Source organism: Chryseobacterium daecheongense (assembly GCA_027920525.1).
GTDB classification, from domain to species: Bacteria; Bacteroidota; Bacteroidia; order Flavobacteriales; family Weeksellaceae; genus Chryseobacterium; species Chryseobacterium proteolyticum.
Window position 1 is genome coordinate 241,421 of the sequence record CP115858.1, and the last position, 17,110, is coordinate 258,530.

The 17,110-nt window shown below is 40.5% G+C and carries 11 protein-coding genes; all 11 read left to right on the plus strand.

From position 1 onward, the window contains the following. Positions 1-7 precede the first annotated feature (7 nt). The 11 genes from PFY10_01095 (at position 8) to PFY10_01145 (ending at position 17,083) form a co-directional block, all read left to right on the plus strand. A complete protein-coding gene (locus PFY10_01095; GenBank protein ID WBV57034.1) occupies positions 8-1,492 on the plus strand; it encodes an FGGY family carbohydrate kinase in 1,485 nt (494 codons plus the stop codon). A gap of 107 nt (positions 1,493-1,599) precedes the next feature. Continuing rightward, a complete protein-coding gene (gene xylA / locus PFY10_01100) occupies positions 1,600-2,928 on the plus strand; it encodes a xylose isomerase (protein ID WBV57035.1) in 1,329 nt (442 codons plus the stop codon). A gap of 93 nt (positions 2,929-3,021) precedes the next feature. Further along, entirely contained in the window at positions 3,022-5,916 is a 2,895-nt protein-coding gene (locus PFY10_01105) for a SusC/RagA family TonB-linked outer membrane protein (GenBank protein ID WBV57036.1), read from the plus strand. Between the two features lie 12 nt (positions 5,917-5,928). Then, the gene (locus PFY10_01110; GenBank protein WBV57037.1) at positions 5,929-7,887 is read left to right on the plus strand and encodes a RagB/SusD family nutrient uptake outer membrane protein; all 1,959 of its coding nucleotides are present in this window, start codon (positions 5,929-5,931) and stop codon (positions 7,885-7,887) included. A 79-nt stretch (positions 7,888-7,966) separates the two neighbouring features. Beyond that, complete coding sequence (gene uxuA, locus PFY10_01115) at positions 7,967-9,142, plus strand: mannonate dehydratase (protein WBV57038.1); 1,176 nt, start codon at positions 7,967-7,969, stop codon at positions 9,140-9,142. Positions 9,143-9,173: 31 nt separating this feature from the next. Next, a complete protein-coding gene (locus PFY10_01120; protein ID WBV57039.1) occupies positions 9,174-9,989 on the plus strand; it encodes an SDR family oxidoreductase in 816 nt (271 codons plus the stop codon). Between the two features lie 246 nt (positions 9,990-10,235). Continuing rightward, positions 10,236-11,654, plus strand: coding sequence for a glucuronate isomerase (uxaC, locus tag PFY10_01125; protein WBV57040.1), 1,419 nt, complete (start codon positions 10,236-10,238; stop codon positions 11,652-11,654). Between the two features lie 4 nt (positions 11,655-11,658). Continuing rightward, positions 11,659-12,654, plus strand: coding sequence for a sugar kinase (locus PFY10_01130; protein WBV57041.1), 996 nt, complete (start codon positions 11,659-11,661; stop codon positions 12,652-12,654). After that, positions 12,651-13,283, plus strand: coding sequence for a bifunctional 4-hydroxy-2-oxoglutarate aldolase/2-dehydro-3-deoxy-phosphogluconate aldolase (locus tag PFY10_01135; GenBank protein ID WBV57042.1), 633 nt, complete (start codon positions 12,651-12,653; stop codon positions 13,281-13,283). Before PFY10_01130 ends, PFY10_01135 begins: the two co-directional genes overlap by 4 nt. Positions 13,284-13,287: 4 nt before the next feature. Beyond that, entirely contained in the window at positions 13,288-14,562 is a 1,275-nt protein-coding gene (locus PFY10_01140; protein WBV57043.1) for an MFS transporter, read from the plus strand. A gap of 37 nt (positions 14,563-14,599) precedes the next feature. Then, complete coding sequence (locus tag PFY10_01145) at positions 14,600-17,083, plus strand: glycoside hydrolase family 95 protein (GenBank protein WBV57044.1); 2,484 nt, start codon at positions 14,600-14,602, stop codon at positions 17,081-17,083. Positions 17,084-17,110 lie beyond the last annotated feature (27 nt).

Sequence of the window (17,110 nt, forward strand, 5' to 3'; positions counted from 1 at the left end):
AAAAATTATGTACTTACTAGGCTATGACATTGGCAGTTCTTCTGTGAAAGTTTGTCTCATCGAGGCATCCAGTGGAAAAGTGATTGCTTCTGAATTTTCTCCCAAAAAAGAAATGAAAATCACTGCTATAAATCCGGGATGGGCAGAGCAAAATCCAGTCGACTGGTGGACCAATCTGAGGTTGGCACATGAAGCTGTGATGCATGAATCCGGTGTACATGCTGAAGATATCAAAGGAATTGGAATTACCTGGCAGATGCATGGTCTGATTCTGGTGGATAAAGATCAGAATGTCTTAAGGCCATCCATTATCTGGTGTGACAGCCGTGCTGTGCCTTACGGCGAAAAAGCTTTTAAAACAATAGGAGAAGAAAAATGCCTGTCTCATTTGTTGAATTCACCCGGAAACTTTACAGCATCAAAGCTGGCCTGGGTAAAAGAAAATGAGCCTGAAATTTTTGAAAAGATAGATAAAATCATGCTCCCGGGAGACTACATTGCTATGAGACTTTCAGGGGAGATCGGAATAACCATTGAGGGATTATCAGAAGGGATCTTCTGGGATTTTAAAAACAACTGCATTTCGGAAGATATCATAAACTACTATGGTATTCCTAAAAGCTTTTTCCCTGAAATCGTACCTACATTTGGTATCCAGGCAACGGTTTCCAAAGCAGCAGCTGAGGAATTAGGCTTAAAAGAAGGGACACCTATATCCTACAGGGCAGGTGATCAACCGAATAATGCGCTTTCCCTGAATGTTTTTAATCCCGGAGAAATTGCCTCCACAGCAGGAACCTCAGGAGTTGTCTATGGCGTTCTGGATCAGCTGGAATATGATAAGTTATCAAGGGTAAATACATTTGCCCATGTCAATTATACACCTGAACAGATCAGGCTTGGAGTTTTACTATGTATCAACGGAACCGGTATTTTAAATTCCTGGCTGAAGCATAATTTCGCAACCTCACTTTCTTCTTATGGGGATATGAATGATATGGCTTCGCTTTCACCTATTGGCTCAAAAGGGTTAAGTATCATTCCTTTTGGAAACGGTGCTGAAAGGGTACTGGAAAATAAAGATACCAGCTGTTCTATTCACGGAATCAATTTCAATATACACACTAAGGGAGATATACTGCGTGCGGCGCAGGAAGGTATTGTATTCTCTTACGAATACGGAATGGATATCATGAGAAATATCGGAATGGATATACAGGTCATCCGTGCAGGAAATGCCAACATGTTTTTAAGTTCAATTTTTCGCCAGTCTCTGGCCAGCGTGAGCAATGCGGTCATTGAACTTTATGATACCGATGGAGCAGTGGGAGCTGCAAGAGCTGCTGGAATGGGAATTGGATTTTATTCAGATTCCAGGGAAGCATTTTCTTCACTTGAAAAGATAGCGGTGATAGAGCCGGAACACGAAAAACAAGAACAATATACAGAAGCCTATGCGCGATGGAAACATCATCTTAATGAAATAATCTAAAGCAATTACAACCGTATTTTTCATCCTCTTACTGACTTTTAAGAACCAGTGAGAAGGGAATTCCTACGCAAAAATTAAAAAAACAAATTAAAAATAATCAAATAAATATGAACACTTTAACAGGTACAAAAGAGTTTTTTACGGGTATTGAAAAAATTAAGTTTGAAGGAAAAGAAAGTAAGAACCCGTTGGCATTCCGATATTATGATGCTGAAAAGATTGTGATGGGAAAACCTATGAAAGATTGGACCAGATTTGCAATGGCTTGGTGGCATACCTTATGTGCAAACGGAAGTGATCCGTTCGGAGGTCCTACGATCCACCATCCATGGGACATCGGAAATGATGCAGTGACCAGAGCCATGCATAAAATGGACGCTGGTTTTGAATTCATGTCCAAAATGGGCTTCAATTATTACTGTTTCCACGATATCGACCTGGTAGATCCTGCTAATAACTGGAAGGATTATGAGAAAAACCTTCAGACTATTGTAGAATATGCAAAACAAAAGCAGCAGGAAACAGGAATTAAGCTTCTATGGGGAACAGCCAATGTTTTCACTCATGAAAGATACATGAACGGTGCCTCTACCAATCCGAATTTTGACGTCGTGGCCTGCGCAGGAACTCAGGTGAAAAACTCAATAGATGCAACGATAGCATTGGGAGGAGAAAATTATGTTTTCTGGGGTGGAAGAGAAGGATATATGAGTCTTTTAAACACGGATATGAAGCGTGAAAAAGATCACCTGGCCCGTTTTCTTTCCATGTCAAGAGACTATGCGCGTCAGCAAGGATTTAAAGGAACATTCCTGATCGAGCCAAAACCAATGGAACCTACCAAGCATCAGTATGATTATGATTCCGAAACAGTGATCGGATTCCTGAGACATTACGGATTGGATAAAGATTTCAAACTGAATATCGAAGTGAATCACGCTACGTTGGCGGGGCACACATTCGAGCATGAGCTTCAGGTAGCTGTAGATGCCGGACTTTTAGGAAGCATTGATGCCAATAGAGGAGATTATCAGAACGGATGGGATACCGACCAATTCCCGATCGATTATTACGACATGGTTCAGGCGTGGCTTGTACTGCTTCCGGCGGGAGGCCTGGGAGCCGGTGGAGTAAACTTTGATGCGAAAATCAGAAGAAATTCTATAGATGCTGAAGATTTATTCATTTCTCATATTTCAGGAATGGATGTATTCGCAAAAGGTCTTCTTGCAGCAGCTGATATCCTGGAAAATTCTGATTACAAAAAACTGAGAACAGATCGTTATGCTTCTTTTGATAACGGGAATGGAAAATCTTTCGAGGAAGGTAAACTTACCCTGGAAGATCTTCAGAGAATAGCTCACGAAATCGGCGAACCACAGCCAAAAAGCGGAAAACAGGAATTGTTTGAAGCCATCGTGAATATGCATATATAATAAAAAATAAAAGGCTTGTAAACACTAAGGACTTTACAAACTATAATTATTAATCAGCCTTTTATTCAATAACTAATACTAAAAATAATAATTATGAACCGATTTTATTTCAATAAAAGCAATAAAGCAGCATTATTTTTTGCAATGACTTTATTGCCTTCCGGCATAGCATATTCACAGGTTAAAAAGGATACGATAGTTAAAGAAAAGAAAATAGATGAAGTTGTTGTAATAGGGTATGGAACACAAAGAAAAGAGGCGGTTACAGGTTCTGTGGCCACGGTAAAAGGAGATGCATTGCGTGAAGTACCTTCTGCTAACATAACTCAGGCATTACAGGGAAGAACGGCAGGGGTAGATATCTCACAAACCTCTACAAAACCGGGTGCTGCCATGCAGATCCGTATCAGGGGAACAAGATCTCTGACAGGAGATAATAATCCGTTGATTGTATTGGATGGAATTCCTTTCGTAGGATCACTGGGAGATATAAGTTCAAGTGATATCAAAAGTATTGACATCCTTAAAGATGCTTCTGCTACAGCGATTTACGGATCCAGAGGAGCAAACGGAGTTATCCTCGTTACAACCAATAGAGGAGCAAAAGGGCAGAAACCCAGATTCACTTACAATACCTTTACGGGAGTTCAGACGTTGTTTTCAAAATATCCTATGATGGATGGTCCTAAGTTTGCACAGTTGCGTGCTTATGCGATTCCGGCAGGAAATACAACACCTTTATATTCAAATGGTGCTGATGAAAGCAACAGTGTTAATACGGACTGGCAAAGCCTGTACTACAAACCGGCGATGATGACCAGTCATGATATCGGGGTTTCAGGAGGAACAGACGGAGGAAATTATAATGTAGGGTTATCTTACTTCAAGCAAGATGCATTGATCCCTATTCAAAGTTATGAAAGATTTGCCCTGCGAATGGCTATTGACCAGCAGGTAGGCTCTGTTTTTAAATTTGGTTTTACATCCAATACCAATTATTCAATCTCTGAAGGAAATGGGGTAAATCCGGGAGCAGTGCTGGGATTTTCTCCAATTGCCAATCCTTACAATGCGGACGGAAGCCCGAAGAGGGTAATGAGCACGGCTGGAGGTATTGATCAGACATGGATTTATACCAGAGGGAGCCTGGAAAGTCTTGGAGATAAATATATTGACGAAACCAAATCTTTTGCATCCTACAACAACCTTTACGGGGAAGCCAATCTTCCGATCAAAGGACTGAAATACCGATTGAATGTAGGTTTGGATTTCCGTACTTCAAATAGTGGAAATTATGCTGGGGTAGGAGTATTTAATACGAATCCTCTTGGGCCTTCAGCTGCAGGAAGAGGGAATAACCAAACCTATCACTGGGTCCTGGAAAACCTTTTAACCTACGACCGTACATTTGGAAAGCATAAAATTAATGCCGTAGGATTATATTCCGCAGAAGGAAATAAGTATACAAGCTCATACATGAGCGCAAAGAATGTCCCTGCAGATTTTTTCCAGTATTATAATCTGGGACAATCGCCTCAGGCAGATATTACCGTACGACCGGAAGACCAGATCTACTGGAAAACGGGTCTTCTTTCTGCAATGGGAAGGGTAATGTATACCTATGATAACAAGTATATGCTGACAGCAACACTTCGTGCAGACGGATCTTCCAGACTGGCTCCCGGCAACAAATGGCATACATATCCCGCATTATCATTAGGATGGAATGTTACCAATGAATCCTTTATGCAGAATATCAAAGCCATTAATCTTCTTAAATTCAGGGTTGGATGGGGACAGACCTCCAATCAGGCAGTAGATCCATATTCTACTATGGGAAGATTTAGTGTTGCTCCTTATAATTTTGGAAGTGCAGGAAGTACAGGGATCTATGGAAGTCAGCCACCAAATCCGAACCTGGGCTGGGAATATTCAAAAACGCAAAACTACGGTCTTGATTTCGGTTTATTGAACAACCGCCTTACGGGGAGTGTGGAGTATTACAAAACCCATACATATGACCTGTTGACACAGAAGAGTCTTCCGGCAACAAGCGGATGGTCATCCATTGTTTCCAATGTAGCGGAAACAGAAAATAAAGGTTTTGAAGTTTCCTTAAACGGTGTCATTTTCGATAATCCGGATGGGTTTACATGGGAAGCCGGAGTTAATTTTTATACCAACCGAAACAAAATTTTATCTCTTGCATCCGGAACAACACGCGATGTGAATAATCTTTGGTTTGTAGGTCATAATATCAATTCGTTATATGATTATCAGTATGTAGGCCTTTGGCAGGCAGGAGATCCCTATCAAAGCATTCTGGAACCGGGAACTGCTGCAGATGTAGTAGGATCTATCAAAGTTCTTTACACCGGAGGTTATAATCCTGACGGAACACCGGTAAGGGCAATAGGACCTGATGACAGGCAGATTTTTGATACCGCTCCTAAATTTCAGGGAGGATTCAATATGCGTTTTGCCTACAAGAACTTTGAACTAAGCACAGTAGGGGCTTTCCAAAACGGAGGAATCCTGGTAAGTACCATTTACGGATCTGCAAGTTATCTTAACAGATTAACAGGTAGAGGGAACAACGTCGATGTAGACTACTGGACAGAAGATAACACAGGAGCTTATTTTCCTCGTCCGGGACGCCATTTGAGCGGTGATAACCCGAAGTATTCTTCTACTTTAGCGATGTTTGATGCTTCTTACCTTAAGCTCCGTACGATTACATTAGGCTATAATTTCAACAAAGATTTTTTAAAGGATTTGAAGATCACAGGCTTAAGAATTTACTTTACCGTAACAAATCCTGTTGTATTATTCTCTCCTTATCATAAGTTCTCAGGAATGGATCCGGAACCGAACTCTTTCGGAAATGAAAACCAGGCCGTAAGCGGATATCAAAGCCGTCAGCTTGTTATAGGAACCAACAACCCTTCCACAAGAAATTACTTAATGGGACTTAACTTAACCTTTTAAAACTGTATTGTCATGATAAATTTTAACAAAAAACTGGTATTGGGAACAATCTTTTTATCCCTAACATTTACAGGATGTAATGAAATTCTGGATGAGCAGCCAAGATCAATATATACAGCGGATTACTTTAGTACACCGGATGGAATTAATCAGGGATTTACCTCTCTGTACAGACAGATGAGATTATTGTACGGTAATGGATATTTCATGAGCAATTGCCAGAATGGAACTGACGAATCAACATGGGCCCAAAGTGCGGATGGTAACTTTAAAGAACTTGATATGTCTGGAAACGGTATTATCAATTCCAATACTTTTCCTACTAGTATGGTTTGGAATTCAGTGTTTCCGTATATCAATACAGCCAATGGAATCATTGAAAAGGGACCGGGGTTCGGAATCGCAGAATCCATGATTTCCGAGGCCCGTTTCTTCCGCGGATTTTATTATTTCATGCTAGTGCAGACCTATGGAGGAGTTCCTTTGGACTTAGGGGCAGGAGAATTGAAATATAATACGCTTCCGTCCACGAATTCTGCAAGGAATACCGTGCCGGAAGTCTACACAAAAACGGTTTTTGCTGATCTTAAAAAGTCAATAGAAAATTTACCTTCATCACCGAGAGTAACAGGTGGTGTAACCAAAAATGCAGCAAGATTAATGCTTGCCAAAGCTTACCTTACTTATGGATGGTGGCTGCAGAATCCTAACAATATTCCGACTTACCCTGAAGCAACAAGAACTGACCCTGACGGACATAATGCTCAATGGTATTTCCAGCAGGCTTATGATGTCGCAATGGAAGGAATCAACAACCCGGGACCTTATGCGCTTCAGCCTACTTTTTATGATGTCAATGTAGGTTCAAACGACAGAAACACAGAATCGATGCTCTATGCAGACCATATACAGTCAAGTACTTACTATAATGAAAGTGATCCTGTAGGATTTGGATCAGGCTGGGCTCCGGACAATTTTGCAGCATGGATGCAGACCTGGAATTATACGGCTATCAAAAGCAGTAAAACCACGGCTTGGGTTGGCGCAGACGTTGTAAGTTCAGTACAGAGAGAGGCGGCGCAATCACTGGGACGTCCTTGGGTTCGTATGTGTCCTACTTTGGGAGTCATTAAAAATACTTTTGCAGATAAAACCAATGATTCCCGTTATGATGGAACTTTTGTAACCACGTACAGAGGAAACTGGAACAAGAATGGAACGGGTCTTACAACGGTTCCTGTACTTTATAACGCCAATAATTTACCGGTACAACCGGGTGGGGCTATCCTGAGCTTTCTTAACGATGACAGCCAGCTGCCGGCTTATCCTACAGGAGCGGGACAAAGTGGTGTAGGAGCAGGAACACTGGCAGGAAGAGCAGATTGGGTAATTGCACCGAATGGAATCAGCAGGATTGTATACCCTGGCTTATGGAAAATTGGAACTTATCGTACCGATGATCCGAATGGCTTAGGCTATCCGAATGCGGGATTAACCCGTCCTTTCAGCGTTGCCAAGTTTTCAGAATTCTATTTTATTGCAGCAGAAGCAGCAGTAAAAGGAGCTTCAGGTGCTATGACAGCCAGAAGTTTAATTAATGTCATCCGTGCCCGTGCAGGAAAATGGAAGTTCAATAATGCCCAGAATACTGCTTATGTAGCAGATAACAGTGCTGCTATGATTGCGGCTACACCAGCGGTAATTACCATTGATTATATCCTTGCAGAAAGATCCCGCGAATATTACGGCGAATTCTACAGATGGTATGACTTGGTACGTACACAGAAGTGGGGAGATTATGCGGCTACCTATCAGATCGGGGGAGCTTCTTATGGAGATCATGATCCGCAAACGGTGACAAGAACGATACAACCTTTTCATTATCTGAGACCTATTCCTCAGAATCAGATTGATGCGATGGAAGTATCTGCAGATATCAAGGCAAAATATCAGAACCCCGGATACAATTAATTTTATTCTACATTCATATCAGCAACAGAGTAGGTGTGAAAGCACCTGCTTTGTTTATCTGAATTAAAATTTAAAAATTATGGAAAAAACCTGGCGTTGGTTTGGAAAAAAAGACAAAATAGAACTGAGTACGCTTTGTCAAATAGGAGTAGAAGGAATTGTTTCTGCACTGCATGATATCCCAAACGGAGAAATCTGGAATCTGGAGGCCATCAATGATTATAAAAACTATATAGAAAGCCACGGACTTCGCTGGTCTGTTGTGGAAAGTCTTCCCGTAAGCGAAGCGATCAAATACGGAGGTGAAGACCGTGACTCTTTAATAGAAAATTATATCTCAAGCCTTGAAAATCTGGGTAAAGCAGGCATTACAACAGTTTGCTACAATTTTATGCCTGTTCTCGACTGGGCACGCACCGACCTCTTTCACGAGTGGGAAGACGGTTCGTCCTCACTTTATTTTGACAAAGCCAAGTTTGCGTATTTTGAAATTCATATCCTTCAAAGAGAAGGGGCAGAAAACGACTATAACCCGGAGATCCTTCAGAAGGTAGAAGAATTAAAAAATACCTTAACGGAAAAAGATAGTAATGACCTGATAGATTCAGTCATTGTAAAAACACAGGGATTCGTAAACGGAAATATCAAAGAAGGTGAATTGAATCCTGTAGAAAAATTCAAGAGTTTATTGGCATTGTATGATGGAATAGATAAAGACAGACTTCGCCAGAACATGCAATATTTCCTTGAAAAAATAATGCCCGTCTGTGAAAAATGGAATATTCAGATGTGCGTACATCCAGATGATCCTCCATTTTCACTATTGGGCTTACCAAGAATAGTGACCAATGAAGAAGATATAGACTGGCTTCTGAAAGCTGTTGATAACCCACACAACGGTTTAACGTTCTGTGCCGGATCTCTAAGTGCTAATCTTCAGAATGACGTTCCTAAGCTTGCAAAGAAGTTTGCCCACCGTACCAAATTCGTTCACCTGAGAAGTACAAATGTTTTTGAAAACGGTGACTTCATCGAGGCTCATCACCTGGGAGGAAGAGGAAAGCTTATTGAAGTGATCCGTGTATTCGAAAAAGAAAACCCTGATCTTCCTATGAGAATTGATCATGGAAGGCTTTTAACCGAAGATATTGACAAAGGTTATAATCCCGGCTATTCATTTTTAGGAAGAATGCTGGCATTGGGTCAGATAGAAGGAGTAATGGCCACAGTACAATCGGAATTACAGAAAAATTAAACTGCGTTTGTAATAAATAATAAAAAGTAAAATGAAAGACCTGTTTAGTATTAAAAACAAAGTAGCAGTCATCACAGGGGCTTCAGGCGTTTTGGGAGGAAGTCTTGCCAAAAGTTTTATAGAGGGCGGAGCCAAAGTTGTTGCACTGGGGAGAAACCAGGAAACACTGGATGCCCGGGTAAAAGAACTTAAGGATTTAGGAGGAGAGGCACTCGCTGTAGAATCCAATGTGATGGATATTGAAAGCCTTGAAGCCGCTTCAGTGAAAATAAAGGAAAAGTATGGCCGTATTGATATTCTGCTCAATATAGCGGGTGGAAATATTCCGGCAGCAACCTTATCTCCCGAACAGTCATTTTTTGATATGGATATGAAAGGATGGGCAGAGGTTACCGATCTTAATATCAACGGAACCGTTTACCCGAGTTATGTTTTCGGAAAAGCAATGGCTGAACAGGGGAGCGGAAACATTATCAATATTTCTTCCATGGCTGCTTATTCAGCGATTACAAGAGTAGCCGGATATTCTGCAGCCAAATCAGCAATCACCAATTTTACCCAATGGCTGGCCTCTGATCTTGCATTAAAATTCGGAGATAAGATACGTGTGAATGCCGTGGCACCAGGATTTTTCATTGGAGATCAGAACCGTGCAATTCTTCTGAATCCGGATGGAAGCTTAACGGAGAGAAGTAAAAAAGTAATGGCCAAAACACCGATGCAGAGATTTGGAGAAGTAGAAGAGCTGAACGGGGTTGTACAGTTTCTATGTTCAGATGCCGCAAGTTTTATCACGGGAGCATTGATTCCTGTTGACGGAGGCTTCAGCGCATTCAGTGGAGTATAAAAAAAACTAATTTTTTCATATACAGTAAACAGGACCTTAATGGTTTCATTCAAGGTCCTGTTTTTAAAAAGTAGACACCTAAGTGTTGTGAAAATCTTTGATTTTCATCTTATGTGAACTTTTCTGCAGAATTATTTTAAACTTTCTTAAGTGAGCTAAAGTGTTTTAAAATAAGGCTTTTGTGACTTTTGTGGTTTTGCAGAGTTTAAACAAGTTAATTAAAATTCAGGGTTGTAAAAATAAATCATGAGTAATTCCATTAAAAATAAAGACGTTTTCGGAGAATTGTTTTTGCTTGAATCGGCAAAGGCAGAAAATCTGTATTTCGGATATGCCAAAGATATGCCGGTGATCGATTATCACAATCATCTTGAACCGGATGTGATTTCTGCCAATCAGAATTTCCGTTCTTCAACCGCTATATGGCTGGATGGTGACCATTACAAATGGAGAGCCATGAGAAACTTTGGTACTGATGAACAGTTTATTTCCGGAAATGCTTCAGATCAGGAAAAATTCAGGAAATGGGCAGAGGTAGTACCTTATACCCTTCGTAATCCGTTATTTCACTGGACCCATCTGGAACTCAAAAATCCTTTTGGAATCAGCGAATATTTATCATCCAATAATGCAGATGCAGTGTATCATCACATGAATGAAAGTTTGCAGACACCTGGTTTTTTGCCACAATCCATTATTGAAAATTTTAAAGTAGAAGCCTTATGTACTACAGATGATCCTGCTGATGATCTGGTTCATCATAAAGCATTAAAAAACAGTGGGTTTAAAACAGCTGTTCTTCCGGCTTTCCGTCCTGATACCTATATCAATATGATCAATCCTGAACAATATCTTTCAGGAATTAAAAAGCTTGAAAAAGTCTGTGGTTTTTCCATCGCATCAATTTCTGACTTGTTGAATGCACTTCAGTCCAGAATCAACTATTTCGTGGAAGCAGGGGCTAAAGTAGCTGACCACGGCTTTGAATATTTCCCGGATACTACAAAATGGAATCATAGCCTTGAAAAAGAGTTTTCAGAATTTCTGAAAGGAAATATTTCGACATTTTCCAATCCGGATGCATTATGCGGCTATTTGCTGAAAGAACTTTGCAAAATGTATGCAGAAAAAGGCTGGGTACAGCAGTTTCATGTAGGAGCAACACGAAACAACAATTCAGAAATGTTCAGGAAAATGGGTGCCAATGCAGGATATGATGCCATTGGAGAACCATATTACGCACAGCGATTGAGCGTTTTGCTTGATGCATTGAATTCAGAAGGAAAACTGGCCAAAACCATTATTTACAATCTGAATCCGGCATTTAATGAAGTTCTGGCTACTCTTGCCGGAAATTTCAATGAAGGAGGCATAAAATCCAAAGTACAGTTTGGAGCAGCCTGGTGGTTTCTTGATCAGCTTGACGGGATGACCAAGCAGATGAATACGCTTTCCAATATCGGTCTTATCAGCACTTTTGTCGGCATGCTGACTGATTCCCGAAGCCTTTTATCATTCTCAAGACATGATTATTTCAGAAGGCTTTTATGCAATATGTTCGGAAGTGAAATGGAAAGAGGTCTTCTTCCCGATGACGAAAAATGGGTAGGAAAGATCATCCAGGATATCTGTTATCACAATACAAAAAATTATTTTGAAATATAAAACCATGCAGGATTCATCGAAAATATTATGTTTCGGGGAACTGCTTCTCCACTTTGCCCCGGATTCCGAAGGAAACTGGCTGAATGAGCAGTCTCTGAAGATGTATATAGGCGGAGCAGAATACAATGTAGCAGCTGCACTTTCGCAGTGGAAGAATCGTGTGAAATTATTATCAGCTTTGCCTGAAAATTTCGTAGGAAACCAGCTGGAATCACAGCTTAACAATAAAGGAATAGAAATCCTTGCAGAAAAAACTCAAGGGAGAATGGGAACATTTTACCTTTCTTCTGATGGAGATATGCAGAACGCTTCAGTGGTTTACGACCGTTTTCCGTCTGTTTTTACCCAGTCGGATTTTGAAACTTTCAGTGATGATGAGATATTTTCAGAGGTAAGATGGCTGCATATCAGTACCATCACACCGGCTTTGAGTGACCAGGCATTCCACAAATGTCTGCAAATCATGAAGGAAGCCAGAACAAGAAATATTACGGTTTCTCTTGACCTGAATTACAGGGCGTTGCTTTGGCAAAACCAGAATCCTCACAAAATTAAAGAGCTGATGCCTTTTGTGAATGTTCTTATGGGAAATATCTGGTCTGTGGAGCAGTTTCTCAATATTCCTGTTGAATATGAGCTTAACGGAAATTTCGATGATGAAAACCTTCTTAAACAGGCCGAAAAAACAGCATTGGAAATCAGAAGACAATTCCCTGAGGTGGAAAAAATTGCGAATACCTTCCGTTTTACAAACGGAGAACAGGTGAATTACTTTGCCACCTTATTTACTGATGAGCTTTTGATTTCGAAAAAATATAACTCAGATACCATTAAAGAAAGAGTAGGAAGCGGTGATTCTTTTATGGCCGCCCTAATTCATGGAATTTTAAAAGGAAATCCTGATCAGCAGATCCTGGAAGATGCGACAAAAGTTGCTTTTAAAAAGCTTTTTGTAAAAGGAGATACCATTGATGAAAGCATTAATATCGAAACATTATGAGTGAAATAGTACAAAAAATAAAAGACCAGAAAATCGTTCCGTTGTTTTATAACGAATCGTTTGAAGTCTCAAAAAATATCATAAAAGCTTTATACGAAGCAGGAATCCGTGTGATAGAATATACCAACCGCGGCCATCAGGCACTGGAAAATTTTACCAGACTGAAAGAAGTTTCCCATACAGAATTTCCTGGACTTCTGCTAGGAATCGGAACGGTAAAAAACATAAAAGAAATGGATGATTATGCTAACGTAAAAGCAGATTTCATCATTACACCTATCATCAGTGAAGTATTGGTAAAACATGCACTTGAAAGAAATATCCTTTTGATTCCGGGCTGTTTGACCCCTTCCGATATCAATATTGCATTTCAGAACGGTTTAAAACTGGTTAAAATATTTCCGGCTGATGCTTTAGGAAAGAACTACATCAAATCTGTGAAACCTGTTTTTCCGGGAATGAATTTTATGCCAACCGGAGGAATCCATGCTGAAACTGAAGATATCAGAGAATGGCTCAATGGAGGTGCCATAGCAGCAGGGTTGGGAAGCTCTCTCATCGGAAAAGATGTTAATGAAGAAGAACTGACGCTGAAAACAAAAGAATTATTACAACAACTTAATCAATAACTCAATGCAGGCTCCTCAAAACCGCAATATAAGATGGTGGATGCTGTCTCTTGTCTTTCTCGCCACTACGATCAATTATCTTGACCGTCAGGTAATGGGCTTGCTGAAACCTGTGCTGGAAAAAGAATTCAGCTGGGATGAAAAAGATTACAGTTATATCGTCATGGCTTTTACCACGACTTATGCTATAGGTTATATGGCCATGGGAAGGTTTATAGACAGGGTAGGAACCAAAATAGGGTATGCCGTTTCCTTGATTGTATGGAGCCTTGCCTCGATAGGACATGGCTTTGTTAAAAATACCATCGGGTTTATCATTGCGAGAAGCACGTTGGGAATCAGTGAAGCAGGAAACTTTCCTGCCGCCATCAAATCAGTGGCTGAATGGTTTCCCAAAAAAGAAAGAGCATTGGCAACGGGTATTTTTAACTCAGGAGCAACGGTGGGAGCTATTTTAGCGCCGCTATTGGTTCCGTTCATTCTCGGACATTACGGATGGAGACAGACCTTTGTATGGATCGGTGCTTTAGGTATGGTTTGGATTGTTCTTTGGTGGAAATTTTATGCTGTACCGGAAAAAACAAAAAATATCAGCAAAGAAGAACTGCAGTATATAAAAAGTGATCAGGCTGAAAAAGCAGAAGAGAAAACCAAAATTCCTTTATCGGAATTACTGAAATATAAAGTAACATGGTCATTTGCCATCGGTAAAATTTTAACTGATCCTATCTGGTATTTCTTCATGTTCTGGCTGCCGGCGTATTTTTCGGATGTATTCAAAATGGATTTAACAAAACCATCCCTTCCATTGATTATTATTTACAGCGGAACGACGATCGGAAGTATCGGCGGAGGATATCTTTCATCATTTCTGATCAAAAAAGGCTGGGCCATCGGAAGAGCCAGGAGTTTTACAATGTTATTATTTGCTTTGATGGTGGTTCCGGTCATGTTCTCAAAATACGTAGATAATATGTGGATGATTACGATCATTATTGCTTTTGCAACAGCCGCACATCAGGGATGGGGAGCCAATCTTATGACCACGGTCGGAGACCAGTTACCCAACAGCTATGTTAGTTCTGTCATTGGTTTTGGCGGAATGCTCGGTTCAGCGGCAGGAATTATTTTTCCATTGTTCATCGGGATCGTTTTGGACACATTCAAAAAGGCAGGAAATGTCAATGGTGGTTACAATATTATTTTCTTTATTGCAGGAATTTCATATGTTGCAGCCTGGGGACTCATTTCGTTGATCAACAGAAAGAAAACAGTTTAGTATAACAATAATATAGTTTGAAGTTTAAAAAGTAAAAATGAAATCCGGGTTTTACATCACCATAGGTCTTCTGATCAGTATATTTTCCTTTGCCCAGAAAGGAGGAAAGTATAAGCTGTGGTATGATAAACCCGCAAAACAATGGGTGGAAGCTCTACCGATAGGAAACGGAAACATGGCAGCTATGGTCTATGGAGACCCTTATCAGGAAAAGCTTCAGCTGAACGAAGGGACATTCTGGTCCGGAGGCCCTTCCCGAAATGATAATCCGGATGCTCCAAAAGTCCTGGATTCCATCCGATATTATTTATTTAACGGAAACTATAAAAGAGCCCAGATCCTTGCGGATAAAGGATTAACAGCAAAAACAGTTCACGGCTCAGCATTCCAGAATATTGGTGATTTTATGCTGGATATGGATAACCTTAAGGATATTAGAAATTATTACAGAGAAGTGGACATTGAAAAAGCAATAGCAACCACTACATTTACCTCTGGTGGCATTAATTTTAAAAGAGAAGTTTTTGTCTCAATTCCTGACCATGTGATTGTCATTAAATTAAGTTCAGATCACAGGAATGCACTGAACTTTACAGCAAAATTCAACAGCGAGCTCAAAAAGGAAGTCAAAGCCATTGATGCCACTACTTTACAGATGGATGGGATTTCTTCCACATTAGACGGCATTCAGGGGCAGGTGAAATTCAATGCACTGGCAAAACTCATGACCAAAGGCGGCAAAACTCAGGTCTCAGAGGCCGGAATTTCAGTAAGCAATGCTCATGAGGCCATGATTCTTATTTCCATAGCCACTAATTTTACAGACTATAAAAATTTAAATACAGATGAAGTTGCAAAAGCCAGAAAGTATATTGAAGCAGCAGCAAATAAGAGTTTCAAAACTTTAGTTCAAAACCATCTGAATGCTTATCAGAATTATTTCAAAAGAGTAGATCTGGATTTAGGAACTTCCGAAGCAGCAAAAAATCCCACAGATGTCCGTATTAAAAATTTTGCAACGGGTTATGACCCGGAGCTTATTTCATTATATTATCAGTTCGGGCGTTATCTCCTGATTTCTTCCTCTCAGCCGGGTGGGCAGCCTGCGAATTTGCAGGGGATCTGGAACAATTCCAATAAACCGGCCTGGGACAGCAAGTATACCATTAACATCAATACGGAAATGAATTACTGGCCGGCAGAAAAGACCAATCTTCCTGAGATGCATGAACCATTGATCCGGATGATAAAAGATTTGAGCGAAACAGGAAAAGAAACGGCAAAAACAATGTACAACAGCCGTGGCTGGGTAGCACATCATAATACCGATATCTGGAGAATAACAGGGGTAGTGGATTTTGCAAACGCCGGAATGTGGCCCATGGGAGGCGCCTGGCTTTCACAGCATTTGTGGGAAAAATATTTATACAGCGGAGACAAAAACTATCTGCGAACCATTTATCCTGTTCTGAAATCTGCAGCACAGTTCTATGAAGATTTCCTGATTGAAGAGCCTGCGCATCACTGGCTGGTGGCAAGCCCGTCAATGTCCCCCGAAAATATTCCGCAGGGACACCAGGGAAGTGCTCTGGCAGCAGGAAATACAATGGATAACCAATTGATGTTCGACCTGTTCACCAAAACAAAAAAGGCGGCACAGATTCTCAATACAGATTCAGATAAAATTCAGGTCTGGAACACTATTATTTCAAAATTACCACCGATGAAAATCGGAAGTTACGGACAATTGCAGGAATGGATGGAAGACCTGGACGATCCTAAAGATAACCACAGACATGTTTCGCATCTATACGGATTATTTCCTTCCAACCAGATCAGTCCGTTTACCACACCGGAATTGCTGGACGCCTCCAGAACCGTACTCATTCACCGGGGAGACGTATCCACGGGCTGGTCAATGGGATGGAAAGTCAATCTTTGGGCTAAGTTATTAGACGGAAATCACGCCAATAAATTAATCAAAGATCAGTTAACGCTGGTGGAAAAAGACGGTTGGGGCAGCAAAGGTGGAACATATCCGAATCTTTTCGATGCCCATCCGCCATTCCAGATTGATGGAAATTTCGGCTGTACTTCCGGGATTACCGAAATGCTTCTGCAGACTCAAAATGGTTTCATAGATATTCTTCCCGCACTTCCGGGTGAGTGGAAAAACGGCAGCATTTCAGGGCTGAAAGCCTATGGAGATTTCGAAGTCAGCATGATCTGGGAAAACAACAAAGCTAAAGAAATTACAATAAAATCAGGATTGGGAGGAAACTGCAGAATAAGACTTCCGAACGAAATGAAACTTTCCGGAAATATAAAACTGAAAAAAGCAGAAGGTAAAAACCCGAACTCCTTTTTTGAAATTCCGGAAACTCCGAAACCTCTGATTTCTGACAAAGCAAAATTGAATCCTGTTGAAATTAAAACTGATCTTATCTATGATTTCCCGACAGAAGCAGGGAAGGTGTATACATTAAGATGGAGTAATAAAAGCTCTGAAGGAACAATTTAAAATTAAATAATTACAATAAAAACTAAA

What these genes read in the sequence shown, in the direction of transcription:
- PFY10_01095 (WBV57034.1), top strand. Translation starts at nt 8, where the DNA reads ATGTACTTACTAGGCTATGACATTGGCAGTTCTTCTGTGAAAGTTTGT.
- PFY10_01110 (WBV57037.1), top strand. Translation starts at nt 5,929, where the DNA reads ATGATAAATTTTAACAAAAAACTGGTATTGGGAACAATCTTTTTATCC.
- PFY10_01135 (WBV57042.1), top strand. Translation starts at nt 12,651, where the DNA reads ATGAGTGAAATAGTACAAAAAATAAAAGACCAGAAAATCGTTCCGTTG.
- uxaC (WBV57040.1), top strand. Translation starts at nt 10,236, where the DNA reads ATGAGTAATTCCATTAAAAATAAAGACGTTTTCGGAGAATTGTTTTTG.
- PFY10_01130 (WBV57041.1), top strand. Translation starts at nt 11,659, where the DNA reads ATGCAGGATTCATCGAAAATATTATGTTTCGGGGAACTGCTTCTCCAC.
- PFY10_01140 (WBV57043.1), top strand. Translation starts at nt 13,288, where the DNA reads ATGCAGGCTCCTCAAAACCGCAATATAAGATGGTGGATGCTGTCTCTT.
- PFY10_01120 (WBV57039.1), top strand. Translation starts at nt 9,174, where the DNA reads ATGAAAGACCTGTTTAGTATTAAAAACAAAGTAGCAGTCATCACAGGG.
- PFY10_01105 (WBV57036.1), top strand. Translation starts at nt 3,022, where the DNA reads ATGAACCGATTTTATTTCAATAAAAGCAATAAAGCAGCATTATTTTTT.
- uxuA (WBV57038.1), top strand. Translation starts at nt 7,967, where the DNA reads ATGGAAAAAACCTGGCGTTGGTTTGGAAAAAAAGACAAAATAGAACTG.
- PFY10_01145 (WBV57044.1), top strand. Translation starts at nt 14,600, where the DNA reads ATGAAATCCGGGTTTTACATCACCATAGGTCTTCTGATCAGTATATTT.
- xylA (WBV57035.1), top strand. Translation starts at nt 1,600, where the DNA reads ATGAACACTTTAACAGGTACAAAAGAGTTTTTTACGGGTATTGAAAAA.